Raw genomic sequence first — 25,010 nt, 5'->3', positions numbered from 1 at the left:
TCTACCCCACCGGCACAAAGACGCCGTCGATGGCCGGGTCACCCTGGGTGGCAATCAGGCCGCGCGCCACCAGGTCTTCGAGATGGGCAAGCACCGACAGACCGGCAGCGCCATGCAGGCGTGGGTCGGTGTCCCGGTAGATCGCCTTGACCATGTCCGGGATCGTCCGGTCGCCGTCGCGGATCCGCTCGAGGATCGCCCGTTCGCGCATCTTGCGATGGGTCTTGAGCCCGCGCATGAAGCTGAGCGGCGCGGTCACCGGGCCGCCGTGGCCGGGCAGCAGCAGGCGGTCGTCGCGCGCGATCAGCCTGTCGAGCGAGGCCATGTAGTCGGCCATCGCTCCGTCCGGCGGCGCCACGATCGATGTCGCCCACGCCATCACATGATCGGCTGAAAACAGGATGCCGGTGCCTTCGAGCGCAAATGCCGCGTGATTGGCGGTGTGGCCCGGCGTCAGCACCGTCCGGATCGTCCAGCCATCGCCCTCGACCAGCGTATCGTCGGGCAAAGTGACATCCGGCACGAAACCGGTGTCGGCGCTGGCGTCGAGCGGATTGATCTCGGCGATCCGCAGCGGCCTTGCCGGGCGGTGCGGGCCTTCGGCCAGCACGGCGGCACCGGTGCGCGCTTTCAGCCGGGCGGCCAGGGGAGAATGGTCGCGATGCGTGTGACTGACGAAAACATGGCTCACCGGCCGGTTTGCGATCACCTTCAGCAACGTCTGGAAATGCGCTTCATCATCCGGACCCGGGTCGATCACCGCCAGTGTGTCGCGGCCGATAATGTAGCTGTTTGTGCCGTGAAAGGTGAATGGGCTGGGGTTTTTGGCGGTGACGCGCAAGACCTCGGGCGCGACGGTGACGCCCTGGCCATAGGCGGGATCGAAGCTGGTGTCGAATTTGAGCGCCATGGCGGTGTCGTTGAATCTCTGTTCAGGAAGACGGCAAAACTGATTGCCGCATAACACGGAAGCCAATATAGAAAAACGCAAGGCCGCGATCTGCGGCAATCCGGATTGGGGAAGACCATGGCACTTGCAACGACGATGCGCCCGCTTGTTTCTCTCGCTTTGCCCCAGGAGGGCGCGCAGCGCCTGGCAACCCAGCTTTTGCTGGCGATCGCCGGAACGCTGCTTTTGACCCTGTCGGCCAAGACGAAAGTCGTGCTCGGGCCGGTCGACATCTCGATGCAGACGCTGGCCGTCCTGCTGATCGCCACCGCATTTGGCCTGCGGCTTGGCGTCGCTACCCTGCTTCTTTACATGGCCGAAGGCGCCATGGGCTTCCCGGTCTTCCAGAGCACGCCTGAAAAGGGCATCGGCATCGCCTACATGATCGGCGGCACCGGCGGTTATCTCGCCGGCTTCGTCGTCATGGCGGCCATTGTCGGCTGGGCCGCCGACCGCGGCTGGGACCGCCACCCGATCAAGTTGTTCAACGCCATGCTGGTCGCCGAAATCGTCATGATGGCCATGGGCTTTGCCTGGCTGGCCACCCTCATCGGCGCGGAAAAGGCGTGGCAGTTCGGCGTTTTGCCGTTCGTCCTCGGCGACCTGATCAAGGTTGCGCTCGCCGCCAGCCTGGTGCCGGCGGTATGGTCGCTGCTGCCCAAGCAGCCCTGAAACGGAGGCTTTTTCCACCGAATTTTACGTGAATAAAAGAGTGTAAAACCGGGGGTACGGCTTTTTGCGGCAACAGCGTCCGGTCGCCTATGCAAGATCAAGATTTCACTGAAATCAGACTTTATGGCGAGGTCATCATCAGCCGCGAGAGAGATATCGCGCCAGAGTTTTCCGACTACGACATCGACGCCCCCTTGCGACTGGATACTGCTGCCAACCTCGCTTTTCCGGATGGAACGATGGGCGTCAAAGGGTTCCGAAAGGAGCGCGATCGGGGTCGCCTTACCACAGAAATGATCGCCAACAAGGAATATACGCCTTGGCCGCGATCGAGCGCATGAGAGAGGTATGTCGCGTCCAAGCAAGGGAACCCGTCTCGCATGGCCGGAATTGCGGCGCAGATGGTCAGCGACTTCACCGGCGCAGAGACGATCGATCCAGATTTGCTGGATTGGATCGTGCGGAACTAGGCGCACTCAGCGCCACGGGAACAGCGTTTCGGTTCGGTTCCTGAGCGAAAGGGGGATACGCGGACCATCGCCATCGGCAATTTGAAGATGATTGAGCTGAAGACGCGATGGCGACCATTGCAGCAGCCAGCGCCTAAACCAGGCGTTGGCCCAGACTTCGAAGCCATAGTGGATAGCCAGCCCCCAGGCGGTCGCAAACGAGAGCATCAACAAAAGCCCAAGGTGGGGCTCTATCACCTCGTACCAACGCCAGTACCAAATCGGCCATTTGAAAAAGCTCCCCTGCACGACAAGATGCGCAAGGTAGATCGCGTAGCTAGCTGCACCCAGCATCTGAAATGGTCGCCCTCGCATGAAGACCCGACCTTCGACCTCTGCGGCGGCAAGCCCAAACACGAGGAAGAAGGCCCCGGCTCCCCACATGGAAAAAATGACGTTTCGCGACTCACCGACGAAGGCTGTCGTCGAAAGGATTAGTATCGCCAGGGCAAAAACGAGATACGCCAGCCATAGCCGCGTCACGGCGCAGTTCTGGATGGTCGATGCGATGATTAAGCCGCCACAGAACTCCAAGATAACCGGAGATCCGGAAAAGCCAAGAACCGCCGCATCGGTCGATAAGTTCACGTAAACCATCAGCACGAAGACAGAGATCAGAATGGCCGCGCCCCTTACCCTGGTGCCAACTATGCCGGAAACCACCACGACCGCGAATGCTATGTAAAAGAACATTTCGTATTCAAGAGTCCAGCCGACCCCCAGCGCAGGTAGCTGGCCTGTGATAGGCCTCTCGAGGAACAGTAGTGAGCGGCCCAATTGCGGCCATGTCCACACTTGGGAGGCCCAACAAACATAGGCGAGGGTCATCACCCAATAGAGCGGGAGGATTCGGGATACCCGTTTGACCATGAAATCATAGACACCGGCAGCGCCAATCTCGAACCGCTGTAAGCCTATGACAAAGCCGGAAACCACAAAGAATATGGGCACGCCAACGGCGCCAAAGACTCCCACATTTCCGTAGGAGAAAAGCCAGGGGAGATCGCCGCCGACCAGTTTGTGGATTGAACCATAGACGCCGTAGTAGTGATGCACGACGACGAGCAGTGCCGCGATCCCGCGCAGCCCTTGAATAGATAGAAATACTTTCGGCACAACTCCTCCCGAGAGCTTCCGTCTTTTCAGAAGTTTTTCGCATCCTTTGTGGGCAACAGCAATCGAGAGACAACTCCTATGCACTGTTTCGTGCAAGCGCGTCCGCCCAGCACGCGCGGCGCGCTTCACTCGCAACTCGCGCTGTTTAGAGGTCCGGTCATCTTTAAACCCCACGTCGGACATTCACGCACGAACATCGTCAGCAGAAACGAGACAGACCAATCCCTTCGACCATTCATGGCAAGGCAAGCGCCCTCGTCAGTTCGACAACACTTGAGCAGAACAGTGCTGTGCTCGCCGCGACCTTCTCTACCGCGCGCTGTGACAGTCGCCAACAAGATGACTACGAGTTCTGGTTCCGGGTTTTCGAGGGTCACGTACTGCGACCGGAATGTGATTGAACGGAAGGCACCTAGCCCGCTATCTTTTGATGAGGGCGTAGCAAATCTGTTTCGCGATTGACCGATTCGGACGAACGGGGATGATCCTAGACGCTGCCCGAGCCGGAAGATTGACAAGCCATTGCTTGAAACCTAAGCACGGGCAACTTGTTGTCAGGGCGGGGGCCTCGGTTTTCAAGGAGAGCTTGTTGAAAGGAATTATCCTTGCAGGAGGCAGCGGCACCCGTCTCTATCCGCTAACATTAGCGGTCTCTAAGCAAATCCTGCCGATATACGACAAGCCTATGATCTATTATCCGCTGAGTGTGCTGATGCTCGCGGGTATCAGACAGATTTTGATCATCTCAACTCCACGTGACTTACCCACTTTCCGGGAATTGCTTGGCGACGGCTCGGAGTTCGGCCTTGAGCTCTCATATGCCGAACAGCCGCGGCCCAACGGGCTTGCCGAGGCCTTCATCATCGGCCGCGACTTCATCGGCAAGGACAATGTGTCGATGATCCTCGGCGACAACATCTATTTCGGCGAGGGCCTGTTGCAGCTCTGCCGCGCTGCCGCGCAGCGCGAAAGCGGCGCGTCGGTGTTCGCCTACCATGTCGAGGATCCGCAGCGCTATGGCGTGGTGTCGTTCGACAAGCTCACCGGCACCGCTTTGACGATCGAGGAAAAGCCGGAGAAGCCGAAGTCCAACTGGGCGGTCACCGGGCTCTATTTCTACGACAACGATGTCGTCGACATCGCTTCGACGATCAAGCCCTCGGCGCGCGGCGAGCTCGAGATCACGGCGGTCAACAACGTCTATCTCGAGCGCGGGAAATTGCACGTGCATCAGCTTGGCCGCGGCTATGCCTGGCTCGACACCGGCACGCATGACAGCCTGCATGAGGCCTCGTCCTTCGTGCGCACCATCGAGCACCGCCAGGGCATCAAGGTTGCCTGTCCTGAAGAAATCGCTTTCGAGCAGGGCTGGCTGACCGCCGACAAGGTGCTTGAGCGCGCCACGCGCCTGGGCAAGAACGAATACGCCGCCTATCTGCGCCGGCGTGTCACCGAGCTGACGGAGAACTAGAGTGGACTTCAGGCAGCTTGGTCTTGATGGCGTGCTCGAGATCGTGCCGAAGCGGCACGGCGATGCGCGCGGCTATTTCATCGAGACCTGGAATGCCGAGCGCTTTTTTGAAGCCGGCATCGACCTGCGTTTCGTCCAGGACAATCACTCCTATTCGGCGGCGGCAGGTGTCGTGCGGGGGCTTCACTATCAGCTTCCTCCACGCGCGCAGGACAAGTTGCTGCGTGTGATCAGAGGCAAGATTCTCGACGTGGCGGTCGACATTCGCCGCAGCTCGAAAACCTTCGGCAAATGGGTCGCGCTCGAAATATCGGCCGAGAAAGGCAACCAGATCCTGGTGCCGAAGGGTTTCGCGCACGGCTTCGTCACGCTCGTGCCGGACACCGAGGTTGTGTATAAGGTCACCGACACCTATTCGCCGGCGCACGACCGATCGATCCGTTTCGACGACCCCGACATCGGCATCGATTGGCCATCGCCCACCGGCGGCTTCGAGCTCTCGGCCAAGGACCTCAAGGCGCCGCCGCTCGCCACGGCCGAGGTGTTCGCATGACGCGCGACGATGTGAGGAGAGCGCCATGAATTTTCTGGTGACAGGCGGTGCCGGCTTCATCGGCTCGGCGGTGTGCCGGCATTTGTGCGCCAATCCGGCCTACCATGTGATCAATCTCGACAAGCTTACCTATGCCGGCAATCTCGCCTCGCTGCGCACCATCGAGAATGCGCACAACTACAAATTTGCGCAGGCCGACATCTGTGACGAGCGGGCGGTTCTCGACATCCTCCACCGCGACGAGATCGACGTCGTCATGAACCTCGCCGCCGAAAGCCATGTCGACCGCTCGATCGACGGACCGGGCGCCTTCATCGAGACCAACATCGTCGGCACCTACCGGGTGCTGAATTCGGCGCTTGAATATTGGCGTGGCCTTGGCGACGACAGGAAAGCCCGCTTCCGCTTCCACCATGTGTCGACCGACGAGGTGTTCGGCGATCTGCCTTTCGACGGCGGCATGTTCGTCGAGGAAACGCCTTACGCGCCGTCCTCGCCCTATTCTGCCTCCAAGGCGGCGTCGGACCATCTGGTGCGGGCCTGGCACGAGACCTACGGCCTGCCAGTCGTGCTCTCCAATTGCTCGAACAATTACGGGCCCTATCACTTCCCCGAAAAGCTGATCCCGCTGGTCATCCTCAACGCGCTCGACGAAAAGCCGCTGCCGGTCTACGGCGCCGGCGCCAATGTGCGCGACTGGCTGTTCGTCGAGGACCATGCGCGCGCGCTGGAGCTTGTCGCGACCAAGGGAATGCCGGGCGAAAGCTACAATGTCGGCGGCAATTCGGAGCGGACGAATTTGAGCGTCGTCGAGACGATCTGCGACCTGCTTGACATCAGGCGGCCTCGAAAAGGCGGCAAAAGCCATCGTGATCTGATCAATTTCGTCACCGACCGCCCCGGCCACGACCGCCGCTACGCGATCGACGCATCCAAAATCAGCCGTGACCTCGGCTGGACGCCTGCCGAGAGTTTCGACAGCGGCCTGGCAAGGACGGTCGACTGGTTCCTCGACAACAAATGGTGGTGGGGCCCGATCCGCGAACAGCGCTATGCCGGCGAGCGGCTGGGCCAGGTCCAAGACAGGAAGGGCGCGGCGTGAGGCTTGTCGTCACCGGACGCGAGGGCCAGGTCGCCACCAGTTTGCTGGAGGCGGGGCAAGGGCTGGCGGGCGTGGAGGTGGTCGCCGTGGGACGGCCGCAGCTCGATCTGGCGCGGCCCGACACGGTGTTCGAGGCGCTTGCGGCGGCGAGGCCCGATGTCATAGTCTCGGCCGCCGCTTACACCGTGGTGGACCAGGCCGAGGACGAGCCCGAACTGGCTTTTGCGGTGAACGCCGCGGGCGCCGGCAAGGTGGCCGAAGCGGCAGCGCGGCTTGGTGTCCCGGTCATTCATCTTTCGACCGACTATGTCTTCGACGGCACCAAGACCGGTGCTTATGATGAGGCGGACGCGACCGCGCCGCTCGGCGTCTACGGCGCGTCCAAGCTTGCGGGCGAACAGGCGGTGGCTGCAGCCAGCCCGCGCCACGTGATACTGCGCACCGGTTGGGTTTACAGCCCGTTCGGCAAGAATTTCGTCAAGACCATGCTCAGGCTGGCTAGCGACCGTGACGAGATCGCGGTGGTGGGCGACCAGTGGGGAAACCCGACTTCCGCGCTCGATATCGCCGACGCTATCCTCCGTGCAGCAGCGATCCTGCGTGGCCACACAGGCTTTGCGTCCTTCGGCATCTACCATCTGGCGGGAACCGGCGAGACTAACTGGAGTGGCTTTGCCCGCCACATCCTGGACACAAGCCGGGCGTTGGGTGGCCCGCGTGCGCAGGTGCGCGACATCGCGACCAGCGACTATCCTACCAAGGCGGGGCGCCCCGCCAATTCGCGGCTTTCGAGCGCGAAATTCGCAGCCACGTTCGGATGGACGGCGCCGGAGTGGCAATTATCCACAAATGCCTTGGTCGGCCGCCTTTTGGCGGGGGAGACAACGAGCGCGATCGAGGGGCATCGCCATGGACCTGTTGCCGGACCGCCTCGAAGCGATTTGGCGCCAATCAAGGACAGCCTCCAACGATGAATGAGCCAGCAACTTCGCGGAAAGGCAGCGATCCGAAAGCGGATACGGAGCCGACGAATATCCGCGGCCGGTCACTTCGCCGACTCTACGACAAACATGACGGCAAGGTGTCTGACAAGTGGTCGATTTACTTGAGTGAGTATGATCGATTTTTTTCGAGATATCGAAACAAACCGGTTCGGATCCTCGAAATTGGAATCCAGAACGGCGGCTCGCTTGAGATATGGGGAAAGTATTTTACAAAAGCGGAAATTATTCTGGGCTGTGATATCAACCAGAACTGCGGTCTCCTGCGTTTCGACGACGGGAAAATCGACGTTGTCATAGGTGATGCTAACGCCGAAGACGTTAAGCGCAGTATTGTCGATCGATCCGAGGCTTTCGACATCATCATAGACGACGGTTCGCACAGATCTTCCGACGTCATACGGACATTCACAGGCTATTTTCCTCATCTTTCAGATGGTGGGATATTCGTTGTCGAAGATCTGCATACCAGCTACTGGCAGGACTTCGAAGGTGGCCTCTATGATCCGCTTTCCTCGATGTCGTTCTTCAAGCGATTGCTTGATTTGATCAATCACGAGCACTGGGGACTGGACCATAGTCGAACGGATGCACTCGCGGCATTCGCGAATCGGTACGGGGTCGTATTCGATGATCCTTCGCTTGCGTCGATTCATTCCGTAGAGTTCCTGAACTCTCTTTGTATCGTAACCAAACGGCCGTCCCAGGAGAACGTCCTCGGGCGCCGCTACGTAGCAGGAGAGGTCGCGGCGGTTGAACAGAGCATCCTTCGTCTTGATGGCACGGCGCTGAACGCTGCCAGCCAGGCTGGAAATCCCTGGTCGTTGCGGTCGATGACGATGGAAGAGGAGATCACGAGCAAACGGGAACTGGGCGACCATCGCGAAGCGCAAATGCAGGCGCTCCTCGAGGAGGTCGCCAAGGCGCGCAGAGAGATCGAGAGCCGCTCCGACGAGATCGCAGGCGCAAGAGCCCAGCTCGCTGAAAGGTTAGAAGAGATCAACGCCTTGCAAGCGGAACTGTCGACGGCGCATGCGGCCGCCAGCACGCTCCTTGCCGATCGCGACAATGCTCGCTTCGAGGAAGTCCGGTTGCACGGTGTTCTCGATGCAGTCTACGCCAGCACCTCATGGCGACTGACCAGGCCATTGCGCGGAATTGCGAGCCGCGTCCGCGCGATCGGCAAGGCACCTATGACCGCTCGCCGCGTCTTGGCTCGCGGCGCGTACATTTGCTGGCACAAACTGCCGCTGTCTGTCGACGTTAAACGGAAGTTGAAAAGCGCGGTGTTTTCGACCTTTCCTTCGCTGTTTGGCGTTACGAATGCCTATCGCGCCTGGCGAAGCCTGGAGGCGCCCGACGCACCGATGGGCTACGTCGGGACGGCCTTGTACCGGCCGGCCAGTTCTGGCCCGGCCGTTGCACCCGAACCCGTCTACGTGCCGCGTCTCGAAGCTCCGCCGCTGCACCAAAAGCCGGTGCGCGTCATTGCGTTCTACCTGCCGCAGTTCCACCCGACGCCCGAAAACGATGAATGGTGGGGGCAAGGCTTCACCGAATGGACCAATGTCAGGCCCGCCCAACCGCAATTTTTTGGCCACCACCAGCCGCATGAACCGGATGCCCTCGGCTACTATGATCTGCGCGACACCGCCGTGCAGTACCGCCAGATCAACCTGGCAAAGCTCTATGGCGTGGAAGGCTTCTGCTTCTATTTTTATTGGTTCGGCGGCAAGAGGCTGTTGGAAAAGCCGCTCGAAAACTGGCTTGGGGACAAGAGCCTCGACATGCCGTTCTGCCTTTGCTGGGCCAACGAAAACTGGTCGCGCCGCTGGGACGGGCTGGACCAAGAGATCCTGATCGCCCAGGATCACTCTCCCCAGGATGATCTCGCTTTCATCGCCGAGGTCGCGCCTTATCTTCGCGACCCTCGTTACATCCGGATCGACGGCAAGCCGCTTCTGCTTGTCTATCGCCCAAGCCTGCTTCCGGCGGCAGCCGAGACGGCGCAACGCTGGCGGACATGGTGCCGGGAGAACGGCATAGGCGAGATTTTCCTCGCTTACACCCAGTCCTTCGAAGCCGTGTCTCCTGACCGTTACGGGTTCGATGCCGCTGTGGAATTTCCGCCAAACAATTCGGCGCCGCCAAATGTCACGCACACCGTTGCGCCGCTGCACGACGATTTTGCCACCACTGTCTATGACTGGTCTGTTTTTCCGCAGCGCAGCGAGAACTATCCACCCCGCAAATACAAGCTCTTCCGCTCGGTTTGTCCCGGCTGGGACAACACGGCGCGCCGCAAGCGCGGCGGCACCGTGTTCATCAACAACACCCCCGCGCTCTACCGAGGGTGGCTGGGCAACGCCATCGAGGACACGCTGGCCCATGTCAAGGAGCCATCCGAGCGGCTGGTCTTCGTCAACGCCTGGAACGAATGGGCGGAAGGCGCTCATCTGGAGCCCGATACCGTAAACGGCTACGCCTACCTGCAAGCGACCCGCGACGCTCTGGAGGCGGCGAGCGGGAAATGCAAACCCCGGATCGCAATCGTTTCCCACGACGCCCATCCGCATGGCGCACAATTGCTGGCGCTCAATTTGGCCAAGGGGTTCACACAGCTTGGTTTCGCGCCGGATCTCGTCGTGCTGGGTGATGGGCCGCTGCTCGGCCGTTTCGCCGACACAGCGACAGTGCATAGGATCAATGTGCCAGAGGGAGATGCCGCCGATGTGTTGTGTCGCCTGACCGCCATCAGGAACGCAGGCGCGGAAGTGGCGGTCGTGAACACCACCGTATCCGGCATGCTCGTCCCGCTGCTGAAACAGGCGGGGTTCCGCACGGTGTGCCTCGTCCACGAGCTGCCCGGGATATTAAAGTCCTACGGCCTTGCTGATGCCGCCGAGGCGATTGCCGAGGGCGCCGATACAGTCGTTTTCCCAGCAGAGATCGTGAAAGCCGGATTTGAAGAATTTGTTGGCCGGCCGGTCAGCCAGTCAGTCGTCAGACCGCAAGGCCTCTATTTGCGCATGCCGTACCACGCAGGGGACCGTCAACGGGTCCGCGAGGCGGTCCGCGCCAAATTGCAACTATCGACAAACACCAGCATCATCTTGTGCGCGGGCTACGCCGATCATCGGAAGGGCCTCGATCTTTTCGTTGACGTTTGCCTCACTCTGATGAGGTCCAATCCGGATGTGGTTGCGGTCTGGGTCGGCCACGTCGATCGCGCCTTTCACGCCAAACAGATGCAACGCGTGAGGGAAGCAGGGCTCGAGGATCGCTTCGTCTTTGTGGGCTTGGTAGAGAACCCGCAGGAATATTATTTCGCGGCGGATATTTACGCCCTGACTTCGCGTGAAGATCCGTTCCCGTCGGTGGTACTTGAGGCGCTTGATGCCACGGTCCCGGTCGTTGCCTTCGAAGGCGCAGGCGGCTTCCAGGACTTGCTGAAGCGTGATTGCGGAAGTCTTGTGCCTGCATTCGACACTGACGCCATGGCCAAGGCCATCAACGGTCTACTCGATGATCCGGACAATGCTCGAAATCTGGCAGGCGTGGGCCGTGATATTGTCCGCCAGGAATTCAGCTTCAGCCACTACCTGCACGACTTGCTGATTTACGCAGAAAGGCCATCGCCGCGGGTGTCGGTCATCGTGCCGAACTACAATTACGCCCGATATCTGGGTGCGCGCCTGAGCTCGATCGCCGATCAGACGATGCGGCCCTATGAGTTGATCGTGCTTGACGATGCTTCGACGGACGAAAGCGTCGAGGTCATCCAGCAATTTCTGGCCGATTGCGACATTTCGTGCAGGTTGGTCGTGAATGCGCAGAATTCGGGCTCGGTCTTCCGTCAATGGATGCGTGGGGTCGAAATGGCGCGGGGCGATTACGTTTGGATCGCCGAAGCCGACGACCTCGCCGATCCCGGCTTTCTGGCCGAGCTTATGCCAGCCTTCGAGCGCGACGAAGTCGTAATGAGCTACTGCCAGTCGCGCCAGATAGACGGCGCCGGCCGCGTCTTGTCCGAACACTATCTCGACTATGTGGCCGATATTGACCGGTCTCGCTGGACGAAACCCTATGTCGTGGATGGCCGCCAGGAGATCGCCGAGGCACTTTACCTCAAGAACACCATTCCAAACGTCAGCGGCGTTCTGTTTCGAAGGGAGGCGCTGCGCGAGGCTCTCAGCCAGCACCTTGATGAAATCGCTTCCTACAGGAATGCCGGCGACTGGGTCGCGTATCTGCGATTGCTGGAGAAGGGCGATATCGCGTTCCATCCGCACGCGCTCAACGCGCATCGCCGGCATCAATCAAGCGTGACCATCGGGAGTTTCAACGCCAGCCATCTGCAAGAGATCGCGCGCGTGCAATCCGAAACGATTGCCCGCTTCCATCTGGGAGCGGCAGCGCAAGAATCAGCAAGCGCATATGCCCAACGACTCTACGAGCAATTTGGCCTCGCGACAGGCGACAAGCCACGGTTCGAGTGGCATCAGGTTTCTGGGGAAACTCGGGCCAAGGCCGAAGAAACAAACAGCGCCGATATGATCAATTCTGAATCGAAGAGAAAGCTCGGCGAGTCAGTGGCGATCGTCGGCGCCGCTTGGGTCGAAAGCCCATACTATGACGATGCCGAGCCCTGGACCCATCTGTTTTGGGACGAGGACAAGAACTTTCGTCGTCTCTTCAACAAACTGGACCTGACGTCAGTTCTCGAATTGTCGTGCGGACATGGTCGGCACGCCGAACGAGTTGCTCAGATGACGGATCGCCTGACGCTGATGGACATTCACGAGGCCAACCTGGATTTCTGCCGAGACAGGCTGCGGGCGTATCCGTTTGTCCGATATCTCAAGGGGGACGGGGCCACCTTTGAGCCGGTGGAACAAGGAAGTGTGACCGCTATCTATTGTTATGACTCCATGGTGCATTTCAGCCCGGATATCGTTGAGAGCTATCTCAGGGATGCAGCACGAATACTGCGGCCCGGCGGAATGGGGCTTTTTCACCACTCTAACTATCCAGCGCCAATGAACCGGCACTACGGTCGGAATCCACTGGCGCGAAACCACATGACCAGGAAACTGTTCGAGACCTACGCCAAAAGTGCGGGGCTTGTCGTTCGCGAAAGCAATATCATTCACTGGGGCGGCGTGGACGAACTGGATTGCGTTACGCTCGTGGAGCGGCCGGACTAGACACCGTGAATGTCCAAATAGAATTTTTGAAACCTCACTCAGAAGAGCTGAAATTTATCGCCGCTGACGAGGTTCGCACCTCTAGATTAGAACGTGCGTGGCTTTCTCAGTATGTATACCTCCGTCATAGGGCCAAGGACCGCAATGCTATTGGACTGCATTCTCCGCACTTCAACGTCGAATCCGGTGTGTCGCTGGATCAGCAGGGGAAAATCGTAGCCATACCGCCAAGTGACCAATGATCCGCTCGGATCTTGCGGGTTGCCATGGTATTCGGGTTCGCCCACAATCCGGATGCCATCCTTCGATCGGAAGGCTACTTGTTCTGAGGCCGCCCATTCCGGGTATGTCGGTGTTGTGAAAATGCACACGCCACCGAAATCCAGAGTTCGGAAAATCTCCCTGAGGGCGGCAAATGGGTGGAATAGGTGCTCCATTACATCAAGATGGATGACTAGGTCGAAAGTTCGGTCAGGAAAGGTTTGAGCCTCCAGGTCCTCATTCCTGATGTGCTCAACCATCGAACCGAAAGGTTTGCTCGGATAATAGCCTGAAAACACCTTTTGCTTTGAATTGTACCAAAGCCATAGCGAAAGGCCGCGCCCTCCCGGCGCCGATTCGTGCACGCGGAGCGTCTTGAAAGCTTCTCTTGGGAAGAGCGAGAATACGACATCAGCTGCGGCCCGCTCGCGCGTCACGCAATCGTTCAGCGGGCAATTGACGGCGACAAGGGAGTCTCGGCAGCTGTAATAGTCGTCTGGGGATGTGAACGTCTTCCGCTCGGTGCAGATCGGGCAAGTCGCCTGAAACTCTATCGCCATTGATGTCCTCCGCTCAGCCTCAAACTTAGCCGAACTCTGTAGCCGTCACAAACCTACAGCCGCATTTCCTTCACGTGCGTCGGTCGGAAAGGCAAATCCATGCATCGAATTTCGCGCCGGAGCCATAGTGGACCAAGTTTGGAACTGATATGGCCAAACGCGGTCGGTTTACCCACGTATCGACTAGTCTAGATCAATGGGGTAACGCAGCGGGTGCGGTGCAGTCGAGGCCTTGACCGCCGAGGCCGTTGAGAAGGCGTCCCCTAGCTCGAGTGCTTTGTGTCAAAAACGTTCTGCAGGGTGACGCGGTCAAAGTTAACGCCAAGGAAGTCAAATAGTGGCCTAAGGCGATCAGGGTCATAGCGGTAGTCATCATAATGGACGTGAAAAATGTCTCGCGTCGACGATTCTGCTATGTCGCGAAGCAACTGATCGGCTTTAGTCAAATCCTCCTTTGAAACATCATGACCTGCCTTTTTGTTGCTGGCGATAGTGGCCTCCAGACCCCGCGTGTTGATAAGAAAGGCACAGCGAGGAAAGAAGCGCCGCATGAATTCCAGCTCGAACGCCAGTTCACCAGCAGTCAAGTGATAGCGAATTTCCTTGAAGCCTGTGACGCGAATATCTGGCGGCGGCTTCAAGATATTCCGAATGAAACTGGCGGCAAGATCGTGCCCGAATCGATCAAGATCCATGCCGGCGGCGCCAAACCATGGACTGGTGGGCTTTTCGCTATCGGCTGAGAACAGGTCCTGCGCAATCTTCACCGCCTCCCAGGACTTGATAAGACCGTGAAGAGCGCCCGCATTTTCACCTCTGATAAGCACACCCGGGATGGTGTTCACTATCCCCTGAAGCAGAGTTGAGCCTGATCGCCCATAGGTCACGATAAAGAGAAAATCAAAATTCATTAGCACCTCATAAGGAGCCATTAGCGCCGGCACCGGAACCGAGTACCGCTCGCCATTGCCGAAATCGTCCCCACACGGCGAATGGCAGCCGATCAAATCATAGTAGAAGCGATTACCGGAGAATCTCGGTCCGGCAGACAATTAATCCACTATCTCTCTCTCGTGCAGGTGGTTGATAAACCGCGATTTATCGTCACCTTAGCCCGCCGCTAACCGGAAGGCTGCATCAGCACCGACACTTGGAATGGATCGAGTATGGATCGGTCATGTCCTACAAGTGTCCAGCCATTCCCCCTCAAAAAATCGATTTCGCAAGAGATGTCACCATACGTTTCGCCTTCGACACCACCATGAGGAAGATAGGCAAATCCGTTAAGGTGGTGATTCGACTCCATCTCCGCAGCGATGGAGGTCTTTCGAATCCCATCGATGAACGGCCAGAATTCGATGGGCCGAATGGTGGCGACGAGCAGTCCGCCGGGCTTGATATGGTTTCGAAGCGCCGCAAGGCAGGTTTTGGCGGTTGCCGGCGCGAGATGAGTGAAGACCGAGAAGGCGAAAATCAAATCGAATCGTTGATCATTGACGGGTAGACCAGAAGGCATCCGCTCCGATTGAGCGAACTTGCCATGCATCCTCGCCTCTCGACATAGGTCCAGAGATTTATCCCACGCGTCAACACCCCATATGTGCGACGGGTCGCTATAGTAGTACATCATGCGCAAGATACGCCCGTAGCCACATCCGAAATCGAGGATGTCAGACCCTGCCAGCGGCTTTTTCACATGCCGAGTGTAGTTGTTTTCAAGTTGACGGGCAAAAGATGCTGTCTGCCGATACAGGTCGAGACCAGATGCTCCGGTCCAAGTCTTCTGCACGTCGTCGCTGGCCATTGCTGGCAGGAGACGCGACAAACCAGGATAGTGCTTGTTCGGCAAGGAAATCATAAAGAGGCCGAAGTCGTCCAGGCTCATTCGGCGTAGAAAAACGAGTGCCTCTTCAACCGTGCATCCGTTGGCCGCCGAGCTTTCCGCCGCATTCAAGTGTGGGACGGCAGTGGAAAACATGCGGCCTCGCGCTGTTCGTGAGGTCTCTCCGTTTGCGTGACCGTGTAGCACGCGTCGAATTGCAGTCAGCCAATCAACGACCAAAGGAATCACCGCTGAAAACTGAATCGAAGGGTCCCCGATCCACCGTTTCAAGAGCTGGCGACGTACGGGTCAAACCTGGACTAGTCGGGCGCATGTCAAGTCCGCAGCGACAAGTGCCAAACCACACTACAGGACTTTCGCGAGCAGGACCAATTGCGGCGCCCTTCAACGCTTGGCCATCCTTGTGAGGTCTTGCTGATGTGCGTAGCTAGGCGTCTGGCCGAGCCTTATCAGTGCGATGTCGTCCTTGATTTCTACACTGCCGGGAGCGGGCCACACCGGCATGGTTGAAAGACGGACGATTGTTTGGTCGACTTGATCCAGGGTCGGGCCTGTCAAATTAGAATAGCCCAGAAGTTCCATATAGGAAGCGATACGCCAAGGATTGCCACCGTCCCATTCGAAGAAGGAATAACCGACTGTCGAGCCTGGCGGCCTGGGATAGGTTGTCACAAATGGCTGGGCACCGAACACGCTTAAGGCGTAGCTGCGTTTTGCGTCGAAACCGGGCGTGGCCGACAACCTCTCGTAGAGGGCTCCCGCCAGAAGAGTATCGTGCTTGTCGACCAGATAGCTGGACGCCAGACGATAGTTCTGGATGACCTGGATCTGGAAGAGCGCCACCGCCAGCAAAATAGCCGAGGCGACACGAATCCTGTAATTCCCGCTCGTAACCGCCACATAAGAAAACAGCCACACCGCGATCGGAACCCCAACGAGACTTCTGACAGGCATGCTGCCCGCCGCGAGCAAATGAAGACAGAAGGGAACAAGCAACGAAACGAAGGCGGGTGCCGTCAACATCAGTCTTGTGCGGGGCGATTCCTCGAAAAGTACCCAGCCGCCCAGGATCAGCAAGAGAGGAATTGCCCACAACGCAACGCCATAGGTGCCCCGGTCCAGAGCGTAAGCCCCGCTCATCGCCTCCAATACGCGTCCAATGACCACAATCGGATGTTCAAACAGAAAACCCGGCTGGGAAAGCGAATCGAAATAGGCGTTACTGCCGGAGACGAACAATCTAAAAACGGCGTTGCCGGTGACGTAGAACAATATGGCGCCGGTCAGCAGAACACCGATCCGAAACAGGACTTTAGGCAGCGATTTTCCCGTGCCAGCCCTTGTCTGTAGAATTGAGATCGCGATGCCCAATACCAGAATTGCCGGCGCGAAACTCTGATAGATCGAGATCGCGAAGCCGCCTGCGGCTACTGCACCCAGGAAGGATGGGCTGAGTACAGAAACGTCACTCCTGACGATCAGCCAAAGCGCGAGCGCGGTGGCGAACAGACCAATCCCGACAGCGGCGATGTTCGAATAAAACTCGACGATGAAGAACCAGGTCGGGAAACCGCAGAAGATTGCAAAACATGCATACTCCGCGATGGAAAGCTCGCGCTTGTCGATGGCGTCCATGACGAGGAGATAGGCGGCTACGCAACCGGCACCAAAGACGGCCGGTGTCAGCAGCGGCATCACTGGGTGGGGGATGAGAAATCTCTCGATCAGATACGCGCCCCATCGCCCCTGAATGATCCAGATTGACGCATCAGTTCTGAACGCGGCGAGTTCTTCGTCGACGGAGAGCGAAAAGGAAGCCAGCTCAGAGAAATACATCGCGACAAAAATCGCGAAGAGATTGATTGCCTGCCGGATTGTGTTTGGGCGCGTCAGCATGATCTGCGGAGTATCCATCGAGAAATCAAGAAGTTGAGGATGGTCGTCGTGGCGAGGGTTACGAAGAATGCTACCGCCGTGTTTTGCAAGATTCTTTCGAGGACCTGAAGACTAACCAATCCGACTACGAACACGATTGCGATCGAGGCGCCGATTGCCAGTCTGTCAGCGAAGCCCGTACGGCCTCCGGGAAAGACACGATCTGGATAGAATACCATCGCAAAAACGAGGCCTGCCAGCCAGGCAAGCCCGTAGGAGAAACTTGAAGGGAACACTGTTAGGCCGGCGAAATATATGAGCGTGGTCAGCGCGGTGTTTAGGCCGCCGGCGACAAGAAAGCGGATAGCGTCTGCGCCCACACGATCAGCGGCCATCCTGCCCGACCGCATTGAGGAAATCTGAATAGTCCCGGATGTAATCGTCTGCATCATATTGGTGCGAGGCCATCACCAGCAGGGCCGTTTCTGGCTGAAATTTGTACTGAATCCCCCAAATTCCTGGCGGCAAATAGAGGCCGATCGAAGGTTCGGTCAATGACACCTCTTTCCTGTCACGTCCGTCATCCACGACGACCGAAAGGCGACCATGGGTTGCAATAAGGAACTGATGGCACTCGCGATGCGCATGCTCGCCTCTGACCTTGTCTGACGGCACGCCGTAGACCAGGAATGAGCGGACCGGCTTGAAGGGCAGATTCAAACCGAACTCTAGTGGAGCGAGCTCGCCGCGCAGGTCGCCAAAATGCGGTAGCCGCCAGAGTTCGCACCCGCCAATGCCAAGCGGCATTTTCTCGCCAGCTGTGCCGGGAAAGGTTTGGGTCACGATCGGCTCCACTCGCGGGCCGGTCTGGTACCCGATGATCGTGGCGGGATTCCCGACGACAACGGCATTGGCAGGGACGTTCTTGGTCACCACGGCGCCGGCGCCGACCATCGCCTGACGACCGATGGTTATGCCTGGGAGAATCGTCGCGTTGGCGCCGATTGATGCGCCATCCTCGACGGTCGTCAGCAGAAACGTTTCGGGATATTCCTTCGAACGAGGGAATCGATCATTGGTGAAAGTCGCATTCGGGCCGACGAATATGCGATTGCCCAGGCGAAGGCCGTCCCACAATTGAACACCGCACTTTATGGTCACCTCATCGCCGATGATCACGTCGTTCTCGATGAAAACATGATTGCAAATGTTGCAATTCGAGCCGATCACGGCGCCGGGAAGGACGTGGGCGAACGCCCAGATCCGTGTTCCATCGCCGACATGCGAACTTTCGCAAATGCCGCGCTCATGCACGAAAAATGGCTTGTCGGTCATTTGGCTGTTCCGTCAACGACGCGGCTGATGATTCTGAGAGGGCGTGACTTGGTGTTTTCAACTGCCCGCCAGAGATAGCAGCCAAGAATGCCCTGAACCAGGAGACTGGCCGAACCGAAGCCCGTGATCAGCAACACCAGCGTCGTGTAACCGGCGGGATCGATATTGCCAAGCAAGCGGGCAATCACGGTAACGGTGGCAAATATCAGGCTCAAGACGCAGCCCGCGAAGCCCACCCAGAGTGTGAGCATGATCGGAAAGTCAGAGAACGAAAAGACGCTGTCCATCATGTATCGGAACCGCCGTGCCATGCCCCAGGAGCTTGTTCCGTGCTCTCGTTCGCGCCGGCGATAGGGCACGAATTGCCGCCTGAAGCCCACCCAGAACAGCTGCACGACAAGCGAGCTGTTCGGCTCTTCGATCGACAGGATCGCTTCCAGCACCGGGCGATTGCAAGCGAAGATATCCACCCCGCCGCTCGGCATGCTGGGCAGGACCAGCCTGCGGTAGGCGGCCCAGAAAGCCCTCGAGAGAAATTTAGTCAGAGGCGGATCGCTACGTCCAGCTCGCTGCCCAAACACCACGTCCGCCTCATCCTTCTCCAGTTTCGAAAAGAATTCGAGGATCAGTTCCGGCGGCTCCTGCAGGTCGGCCGCCATGGCCGCAACGTGATTGCCCGATGCGTGTTCGAGGCCGGTGCGGATGGCGGTAAAAGAACCAAAATTCCGGCTATGGAAGATGATCTTGTAATCGTAGCCCGTGCTCTTCATTTCCTTGATCAGCAGAGGGCCGGATTCGTCAGGCGACCCGTCGACAACGAAGACGAACTCGATGTCGCCCTGATATCTGCAATGGAAATCGGCGACCGCCTGCAGAAGGGAAGGGATGTTCGCCTGATTTCGATAGATCGGGAAAACGATCGAGCGCGTTGTCACATTGCCTCCCATTCGCGGAGGGCCAGGCACACCTGCTCTATTTCGTCACTCGTCATGTCGGGATAGCAGGGGACGGAACAGAGGCGGCCGACGCTGTCCCTTGAAATGGCGAGATTTTCCATTCCTTTCATCGGCAGGTCCGCCCAGCCGACCTGGTCGCAATCCAGCACGGGATAGTGAATGTCGGTATCGACGCGGTGTTCTTTCATGTACGCTCTGAATGTATCTCGATCGTCGCAGAGCACGACGGCGAGGTGCGCGACAGCGCCGTCGCCACCCTCCAGGAATTGCAATCGATGCCCGGCGACCGATTTGTATCGGTCGAGAATGGCACGTCGCTGCCTGTTGCGGATATCCACATCGCCCAGCAAAACGTCCAGTATCGCCGCTTGAACCTCATCCATACGAGAGTTGCGGCCGTTGGGCACGCCGACATGATATTTTGAACTCCAGCCATATTGTTGCAGCTGCCGCACGTGTGCGGCGGCTGCCCCGTCGGAGGTGAGAACGGCGCCGCCGTCACCCATGGCCCCGAGATTCTTGGTTGGATAGAAGCTGAAAGTGGAGATATCGCCCAGCGAACCCGCAACGTCGCTTCCGATCCTTGCCCCGTGCGCCTGCGCGCAATCCTCCACGATTGGAATGTGCGAGAGACCAGCCTCGGCAAGTCCCGCCCTGATAGCCCGGACATCGACGACGCCGCCATAAAGGTGGGTAACGACGATTGCAGCAGTGTCTGCGTTGGCTGCTTTCAGCACCGACTGAAGGTGTACGAGCTGGCTGGTCGGTTCGATGTCGACGTAGTGCGGAATGAGGTCGTTGTGCCAGCAGGCACAGCTGGCATAGCCCCCGGCATTGGCCGGAAGGACAACTTCGCGCCCGCGCGCGCCGCCGCGCTTGAGGACCGCGGCCAATGCAAATTCGAGTGCGTCAGTACCGTTGGCCACGAGGACGCATTCCGAAACACCAATAAATCTGGAAAAATTTGCCGCAAATCGTTTGCCGACCGCGCCATCGAGCCACCATCCCGAACGCAACGTGCTCGCTACTTCACGCTCGATTTCGACTTGATAGCGCTGATACAGGCGCTTCAGGTCGTTCATCGGGACGGAGTTTTGTGTTGTCATGGTCAACTCAACTGCTCAAGCATGCTTCATTTAAGAATGTTCGCACGGCGGAACGTTTGGCAAGCTCAGTTGCCGCAGGCATGGTAAATCCAGAAGTCCGCTTGCGAGCGTGAAGGGGCGCCGAAAGAAGAGGCACAACTATTGGGATTCTGACGCCGCTGCAACCGGCTTCGCATCGGTAGCGCAGGATGCGCGCCATGTTCAACAGGGCCCACGAACAGCCCCGTCTTGGCGCAAGAAAGGCAGGCCAGCGTGATGGCCGTCGAGAGTGTCTAACGCTTGGCTGTCGTTGCAGCTCTCTTTACCGGCTCTGTCGTGAGCGATTCTATCCGCCCGCTCCTGAGCGTCAATTTCTTCGTACACACACTTTGGATAAGAGCCTCGCTGTGGCTCGCGAGGACGATGATGCCGGCCTTTTCCGCCAGTTCGTCCATGCGCCTTTTGGCCTTGTCCTGAAAAGCGGCGTCGCCGGCGCCGATCCACTCGTCCATCAACAGAATCTCGGGATCAAGCGCGGTCGCTGCCGAAAAGGCCAGTCGCGCGGCCATGCCCTGGCTGTAGGCCTTGAACGGCAAATCGATGAAGTCCCCCAATTCGCTGAAGGCAATGATGTCCTCCATTTTCTCTTCGATCTCGGCTTCCGTCCATCCGCTGATCAATCCACGCAGGACGATATTTCTGCGCCCGGTTGCCTCGCGGCGAAAGCCTATGTTGATGTTGAAAAGAGCGTCGACTTTGCCTTCTATCGCGACGCTTCCCCCGGATGGCTCGTAGATCCCGTAGAGCACCTTGAGAAGGGTGGTCTTGCCGGCTCCGTTCGGGCCAACCAAGCCTAACCGGTCGCCCGCCTTGAGTTCGAAACTGACGCCGTCGAGCGCCTGCACAAACTGCTTTCTACCCGAGCCTTCGATTCTGCCGCCAGGCCAGCCCACGCGCCGGTCCGGCGCGGAAAGCGTCAGCTTCTCGTGCAGCTTGTAAACAAGGCTAACGTTGTCCAGCTTGATAGAAACCATCGAAAACTCAGATGATGAAGACGACTTGCTTGCGATAACGACCAAGCAGTAGCAATGCAATCATCCATGTAGCCAATGACACGATGATCGTTACCGTGAAAGCATGGGTGGGAAACTCTCCAGTCATGATCGGCAAACGGACGATCTCCAGAAAATAGGTGAACGGATTCCATTCGTAGGCGTATGTTTGGACGGGGTCTTGACCGTTGTACACCCAGAAAACAGGCGTGAAGAACATGCCGACCCGTAGCAAATTACCAACAATGAACTGGCTGTCGGGAAAGAAAGCTCCAAGAAACGCGAAGACGGTGATAAGAGCAGGCGTGGCGAACAAGATCAGGAGCAATCCTGCCAGTGACCACAGCCATGGAGTGCCGATCGGGGAGCCGCTCAAGACGAGAATGAACACGCAACCCGCGATCGCATAGCCTGCTCTGATGACAGACTGCAATGCCAATCGCATCACATACACGAACAAAGGCAGCGTCGTGCCTTCGATGAAGCTCTCTTCGCGTTGAAAGAGCGCCACGCTCGTGGACATTACTTCCATCAGATAGAACCATACCAGAAGGCCTATCGCGACATACGCGGAATAACCGGCGGCATCCTTGCCGACAGGCTGGAACACGAAAACGAACGTGCCCACGAAAGCGACGTAGTTGACCAGAAGCCAAAGCGGGCCGAGCGTCGTGCGCCTGTGCTGATCGCCGATGTCCTCATGGGCAAGGGCGATCCAGACCCTGTGCAACTTCATAGCCTTGCTGATGTCGTCGACGGCGCCGTTAAATACTGCAATCATCGCTGATGGTATCGCATTTTCTGTTTCTGGGCTTCATGGCTTTCCCATGGCTGTAATGGAGCCGCCAAGGATCTCTTCACACTGATTGCGACACACATATGGCAACGCGCTGCGTCGTAGTGAAGCTGCCATCGATTCGCAAAGCGAACATTCGGGATATGCAGTACGATCTCCCGTTCATTGCCAACCAGGCGGAGTTCGCCGCCGATCCAAAGTACATCACGATGTCGGGTCCGCGGTCGCTCATCCGACGAGAGTCGCAGACTGCGGGGGCAAATCGACGAACTGGTTGATGACACATGCTTGAGGCCCACCGTTGCAGAAAGCCAGGCGCTGGTCAGCGCGCTGCGCGTCCCTATCAGGCATTCGCAATCCGTTTGACCTGCCGGACGGCAGGGGAAAAGTGCCACTCGGTCTGTCCAATGTCGAGGCTGAGGACTGGCAGACCTGCCGGTTTCCGAGGATGACGAAGGGCCCAGGGCCTACACCGAGATCGTTCGCGAATAGGGCTAAGGGTTGGTCGCGTGCAATAATGGATGACAGGCGCGATGCTGTTCGCGTCATGCGGCCGGCGTTTCCTGGTTGCCGCTCCACAAGTGTGCAGGGCTCGACGGCATCCACACCAGCAGCGGCGGTTATACCTGACATGTCGGGCGCACGGGGGGCTGGGGGTACGGGCGGAAAGGTTGCTTGTAACCTGTGCTGACTTTTCCGGCTTGGCGCTCCATCGTACACAGTGGGATGGATCGGAGCGGTACGTGCGGCGTTTCAATAATTTCGTCCATAGACACCCCGGCAAGTTGCTTCATCGTCGGCTCCAACAGCGCTCATCGCGACTTTAACGTGCGAAGCGACGTTTGATGCGATCGACCACCGCTCGTACTGGGGCGGATGCGCGCCAGGTCGTGCTGGACGTCATGGCGGCGACACGGGCTTCCGCGTCGCGGCTCGCCTTTTGCATGCGCTCAATCTCCTTGACCAGCTGCGAATTGTCCGAGCGCAGGCCCTCCAATTCGGCATGGATTTTGGGCGAGTGCACCTTGGCTATGTGAGACCATAGCTGCCGTTGCGATAGGTCCAGGAAAGTCTTGCGGTCCAATGCGTGAGGCTGGAGCCGATCCCGGACTGCAGACGCGAGCCTGCCGAGGCCAAGTACGGCCACGGTGTCAGGAAGGAATACCGTCTCGTGCGTGATGCCGAGATGGTCGAGAAAGCGCTCCGCATTGAGAATCGCGTCCGCGATCAGGTTGGCGTCGTGGAAGGCAACGACACAGTCCTGCTCCATGAGCGGCAAAACGCCGACAAAGTCCGAAAAACAGGCCGTGTCCGTGTGCTCTCCGTCGATCAGAGCGAGCGTAGCCCTGGGATCGACCGCCTCGGGACTTACGTCGGAGACGTCGCTGTCAATCGTGGTAAGTTTGGCCATTGCGGCGGGAGGAATCCAATCCGACAGCACGGCGATCATTCGGGCCGCTGAGTTTTCAGGGTAGTGAAAAACCTGTGAACGTTCGTCAGGCTGCGCCGTGGGCCGCGCATCAACCGATATCGCTGCCTCGCAGGCCGGATCAATCAGGTGCGGGAAGAGGCTTCCGCCGATATGCGAGCCGACCTCAAGGTACACATAGTGGCCGAATACCGATCGAGCGAAGTTCTGGACACGAAGGAAACTCTTGCGGTCACTGAGGGTGCTCTCGGTCTTGACCTGGAAAACGGCAATATCCAGCGTCTCGATCATGCCCATCGCTTGTTCGGCGGTTGGCATTGGGGTGGCTCCTTGGGCAATTGGTTGCGACTTGCTTGCGCGGCACTTTGGAAAGGCCGTCGCGAATTGATGGTCGTTCCGTTGCACTTTGGCCGGATATCCGCAACAGCTTATTTCGATATGGAATCGTGATGTACTGAAAGGTCGATTGTGAACCGCCTCTATACAGATCTCCTGATCAAGATCATTGCCAATACCATCTACGGCTCCGGTTCGCAGGTGATTGATCCGACGAAAGTCGGAGAGGCGACGCCCTTCAATCGCGAGGATCGCCTCCTGGGTCGCGATTGGCCGGCGATTGCTCATTCTATGGCGGGTGTGAAACGTTTGGCGAATGTGCGTGACCTCGTCCAGCGAGCCATTGATGAGAACGTGCCTGGGGATTTCATTGAGACTGGCGTCTGGCGTGGTGGCTGCTGCATCCTCATGAGGGGAGTGCTGGCCGCCAATGAGGTCAAGGACAGGAAGGTTTACGTAGCCGACTCATTCGACGGTTTGCCACCGCCAGACGCCGAGAATTTTCCAGCTGACCGGGGAGGCAGGCTGCACGAATATCGCCAGTTGGCGATTGATCAGGCACAGGTTGAATCCAACTTTGCCGCCTACGACCTTTTGGATGACCAGGTGATCTTCGTCAAAGGCCTATTCGGTGAGACCTTGCCCAGCCTGAGGGCCGGTCCATTCGCCCTGATCCGGCTGGACGGCGATATGTATGAGTCGACGACGGACAGCCTTGAAGCGCTTTATCCGAGGCTGTCGCCCGGCGGTTTCGCGATCATAGATGACCTTGCGGTTCCGCCATGCCGGCAGGCAGTCGAGGATTACCGCGCTCGTAACCGCATCAAAGCGGAAATCCATGAGATAGACTGGACCGGCGGTTGGTGGCAGAAGCCTATTGCCGGCAACTGACCCACGGAAGC

At 58.4% G+C, this 25,010-nt stretch carries 20 protein-coding genes; 8 read left to right on the top strand and 12 right to left on the bottom strand.

From position 1 onward, the window contains the following. Nucleotide 1: 1 nt before the first annotated feature. Nucleotides 2–910 (bottom strand): MBL fold metallo-hydrolase, encoded by a 909-nt coding sequence (locus NKI10_RS21465; protein ID WP_023752792.1) that lies wholly within the window; start codon nucleotides 908–910, stop codon nucleotides 2–4. 117 nt (nucleotides 911–1,027) lie between these two features. Here NKI10_RS21465 and NKI10_RS21460 point away from each other — a divergent pair, with 117 nt between their 5' ends. Then, nucleotides 1,028–1,621, top strand: coding sequence for a biotin transporter BioY (locus NKI10_RS21460; RefSeq protein ID WP_023684601.1), 594 nt, complete (start codon nucleotides 1,028–1,030; stop codon nucleotides 1,619–1,621). 89 nt (nucleotides 1,622–1,710) lie between these two features. Further along, nucleotides 1,711–1,962, top strand: coding sequence for a hypothetical protein (locus tag NKI10_RS21455; RefSeq protein ID WP_352537953.1), 252 nt, complete (start codon nucleotides 1,711–1,713; stop codon nucleotides 1,960–1,962). A gap of 135 nt (nucleotides 1,963–2,097) precedes the next feature. Here NKI10_RS21455 and NKI10_RS21450 read toward each other — a convergent pair whose 3' ends face one another. Beyond that, nucleotides 2,098–3,246, bottom strand: a complete 1,149-nt coding sequence (locus NKI10_RS21450; protein ID WP_352861831.1) for an acyltransferase family protein — start codon at nucleotides 3,244–3,246, stop codon at nucleotides 2,098–2,100. Between the two features lie 589 nt (nucleotides 3,247–3,835). Between NKI10_RS21450 and rfbA the strand changes: the two genes are divergently transcribed. The 5 genes from rfbA to NKI10_RS21425 are packed head-to-tail and all read left to right on the top strand — an operon-like array spanning nucleotide 3,836 to nucleotide 12,580. Beyond that, nucleotides 3,836–4,717: a glucose-1-phosphate thymidylyltransferase RfbA gene (rfbA, locus tag NKI10_RS21445; protein ID WP_023705506.1), complete on the top strand. Its 882-nt coding sequence runs from the start codon at nucleotides 3,836–3,838 to the stop codon at nucleotides 4,715–4,717. A 1-nt stretch (nucleotide 4,718) separates the two neighbouring features. Continuing rightward, on the top strand, nucleotides 4,719–5,270 hold the full coding sequence (gene rfbC, locus NKI10_RS21440; protein ID WP_023684599.1) for a dTDP-4-dehydrorhamnose 3,5-epimerase: 552 nt from the start codon (nucleotides 4,719–4,721) through the stop codon (nucleotides 5,268–5,270). Between the two features lie 25 nt (nucleotides 5,271–5,295). Then, entirely contained in the window at nucleotides 5,296–6,372 is a 1,077-nt protein-coding gene (rfbB, locus tag NKI10_RS21435; protein WP_352861829.1) for a dTDP-glucose 4,6-dehydratase, read from the top strand. Then, the gene (gene rfbD, locus NKI10_RS21430; RefSeq protein ID WP_023705503.1) at nucleotides 6,369–7,346 is read left to right on the top strand and encodes a dTDP-4-dehydrorhamnose reductase; all 978 of its coding nucleotides are present in this window, start codon (nucleotides 6,369–6,371) and stop codon (nucleotides 7,344–7,346) included. Before rfbB ends, rfbD begins: the two co-directional genes overlap by 4 nt. Continuing rightward, nucleotides 7,343–12,580 carry a glycoside hydrolase family 99-like domain-containing protein gene (locus tag NKI10_RS21425; RefSeq protein ID WP_352537954.1) on the top strand — a complete coding sequence of 1,746 codons (5,238 nt, stop codon included), beginning with the start codon at nucleotides 7,343–7,345 and terminating at the stop codon, nucleotides 12,578–12,580. The genes rfbD and NKI10_RS21425 overlap by 4 nt, the downstream gene beginning before the upstream one ends. 86 nt (nucleotides 12,581–12,666) lie before the next feature. Here NKI10_RS21425 and NKI10_RS21420 read toward each other — a convergent pair whose 3' ends face one another. From NKI10_RS21420 to NKI10_RS21375, 10 genes are all read right to left on the bottom strand, one after another. Continuing rightward, nucleotides 12,667–13,401: a class I SAM-dependent methyltransferase gene (locus NKI10_RS21420; protein WP_050587696.1), complete on the bottom strand. Its 735-nt coding sequence runs from the start codon at nucleotides 13,399–13,401 to the stop codon at nucleotides 12,667–12,669. Nucleotides 13,402–13,664: 263 nt separating this feature from the next. Then, entirely contained in the window at nucleotides 13,665–14,453 is a 789-nt protein-coding gene (locus NKI10_RS21415; protein ID WP_156932393.1) for a sulfotransferase, read from the bottom strand. A gap of 68 nt (nucleotides 14,454–14,521) precedes the next feature. After that, a complete protein-coding gene (locus NKI10_RS21410; RefSeq protein WP_352861826.1) occupies nucleotides 14,522–15,379 on the bottom strand; it encodes a class I SAM-dependent methyltransferase in 858 nt (285 codons plus the stop codon). Between the two features lie 249 nt (nucleotides 15,380–15,628). After that, the gene (locus NKI10_RS21405; protein WP_352861824.1) at nucleotides 15,629–17,158 is read right to left on the bottom strand and encodes a glucosyltransferase domain-containing protein; all 1,530 of its coding nucleotides are present in this window, start codon (nucleotides 17,156–17,158) and stop codon (nucleotides 15,629–15,631) included. A 345-nt stretch (nucleotides 17,159–17,503) separates the two neighbouring features. Beyond that, nucleotides 17,504–18,454 (bottom strand): WxcM-like domain-containing protein, encoded by a 951-nt coding sequence (locus tag NKI10_RS21400; protein WP_352861823.1) that lies wholly within the window; start codon nucleotides 18,452–18,454, stop codon nucleotides 17,504–17,506. Continuing rightward, nucleotides 18,451–19,389, bottom strand: a complete 939-nt coding sequence (locus NKI10_RS21395; protein ID WP_198020342.1) for a glycosyltransferase family 2 protein — start codon at nucleotides 19,387–19,389, stop codon at nucleotides 18,451–18,453. The genes NKI10_RS21400 and NKI10_RS21395 overlap by 4 nt, the downstream gene beginning before the upstream one ends. Next, nucleotides 19,386–20,516 carry a DegT/DnrJ/EryC1/StrS family aminotransferase gene (locus tag NKI10_RS21390; protein WP_352861821.1) on the bottom strand — a complete coding sequence of 377 codons (1,131 nt, stop codon included), beginning with the start codon at nucleotides 20,514–20,516 and terminating at the stop codon, nucleotides 19,386–19,388. Before NKI10_RS21390 ends, NKI10_RS21395 begins: the two co-directional genes overlap by 4 nt. A gap of 272 nt (nucleotides 20,517–20,788) precedes the next feature. After that, the gene (locus NKI10_RS21385; RefSeq protein WP_352861819.1) at nucleotides 20,789–21,529 is read right to left on the bottom strand and encodes an ABC transporter ATP-binding protein; all 741 of its coding nucleotides are present in this window, start codon (nucleotides 21,527–21,529) and stop codon (nucleotides 20,789–20,791) included. Between the two features lie 7 nt (nucleotides 21,530–21,536). Further along, complete coding sequence (locus NKI10_RS21380) at nucleotides 21,537–22,328, bottom strand: ABC transporter permease (protein WP_023705490.1); 792 nt, start codon at nucleotides 22,326–22,328, stop codon at nucleotides 21,537–21,539. An 838-nt stretch (nucleotides 22,329–23,166) separates the two neighbouring features. Continuing rightward, complete coding sequence (locus NKI10_RS21375) at nucleotides 23,167–24,090, bottom strand: class I SAM-dependent methyltransferase (RefSeq protein WP_352861817.1); 924 nt, start codon at nucleotides 24,088–24,090, stop codon at nucleotides 23,167–23,169. A gap of 150 nt (nucleotides 24,091–24,240) precedes the next feature. Here NKI10_RS21375 and NKI10_RS21370 point away from each other — a divergent pair, with 150 nt between their 5' ends. Continuing rightward, nucleotides 24,241–24,999, top strand: coding sequence for a TylF/MycF/NovP-related O-methyltransferase (locus NKI10_RS21370; protein WP_023708419.1), 759 nt, complete (start codon nucleotides 24,241–24,243; stop codon nucleotides 24,997–24,999). Nucleotides 25,000–25,010: the final 11 nt, after the last annotated feature.

Source organism: Mesorhizobium sp. M0802 (assembly GCF_040320115.1).
In the GTDB taxonomy this organism is placed as follows: Bacteria; Pseudomonadota; Alphaproteobacteria; order Rhizobiales; family Rhizobiaceae; genus Mesorhizobium.
This window is presented reverse-complemented; position numbering and strand designations above follow the sequence as displayed.

Coding starts and splice junctions, on each gene's coding strand:
- NKI10_RS21380 (WP_023705490.1), bottom strand. CDS start 22,328: ATGATTGCAGTATTTAACGGCGCCGTCGACGACATCAGCAAGGCTATG.
- rfbB (WP_352861829.1), top strand. CDS start 5,296: ATGAATTTTCTGGTGACAGGCGGTGCCGGCTTCATCGGCTCGGCGGTG.
- NKI10_RS21400 (WP_352861823.1), bottom strand. CDS start 18,454: ATGACCGACAAGCCATTTTTCGTGCATGAGCGCGGCATTTGCGAAAGT.
- NKI10_RS21390 (WP_352861821.1), bottom strand. CDS start 20,516: ATGACAACACAAAACTCCGTCCCGATGAACGACCTGAAGCGCCTGTAT.
- NKI10_RS21460 (WP_023684601.1), top strand. CDS start 1,028: ATGGCACTTGCAACGACGATGCGCCCGCTTGTTTCTCTCGCTTTGCCC.
- NKI10_RS21375 (WP_352861817.1), bottom strand. CDS start 24,090: ATGCCAACCGCCGAACAAGCGATGGGCATGATCGAGACGCTGGATATT.
- NKI10_RS21385 (WP_352861819.1), bottom strand. CDS start 21,529: ATGGTTTCTATCAAGCTGGACAACGTTAGCCTTGTTTACAAGCTGCAC.
- NKI10_RS21425 (WP_352537954.1), top strand. CDS start 7,343: ATGAATGAGCCAGCAACTTCGCGGAAAGGCAGCGATCCGAAAGCGGAT.
- NKI10_RS21420 (WP_050587696.1), bottom strand. CDS start 13,401: ATGGCGATAGAGTTTCAGGCGACTTGCCCGATCTGCACCGAGCGGAAG.
- NKI10_RS21405 (WP_352861824.1), bottom strand. CDS start 17,158: ATGGATACTCCGCAGATCATGCTGACGCGCCCAAACACAATCCGGCAG.
- NKI10_RS21465 (WP_023752792.1), bottom strand. CDS start 910: ATGGCGCTCAAATTCGACACCAGCTTCGATCCCGCCTATGGCCAGGGC.
- NKI10_RS21455 (WP_352537953.1), top strand. CDS start 1,711: ATGCAAGATCAAGATTTCACTGAAATCAGACTTTATGGCGAGGTCATC.
- NKI10_RS21410 (WP_352861826.1), bottom strand. CDS start 15,379: ATGTTTTCCACTGCCGTCCCACACTTGAATGCGGCGGAAAGCTCGGCG.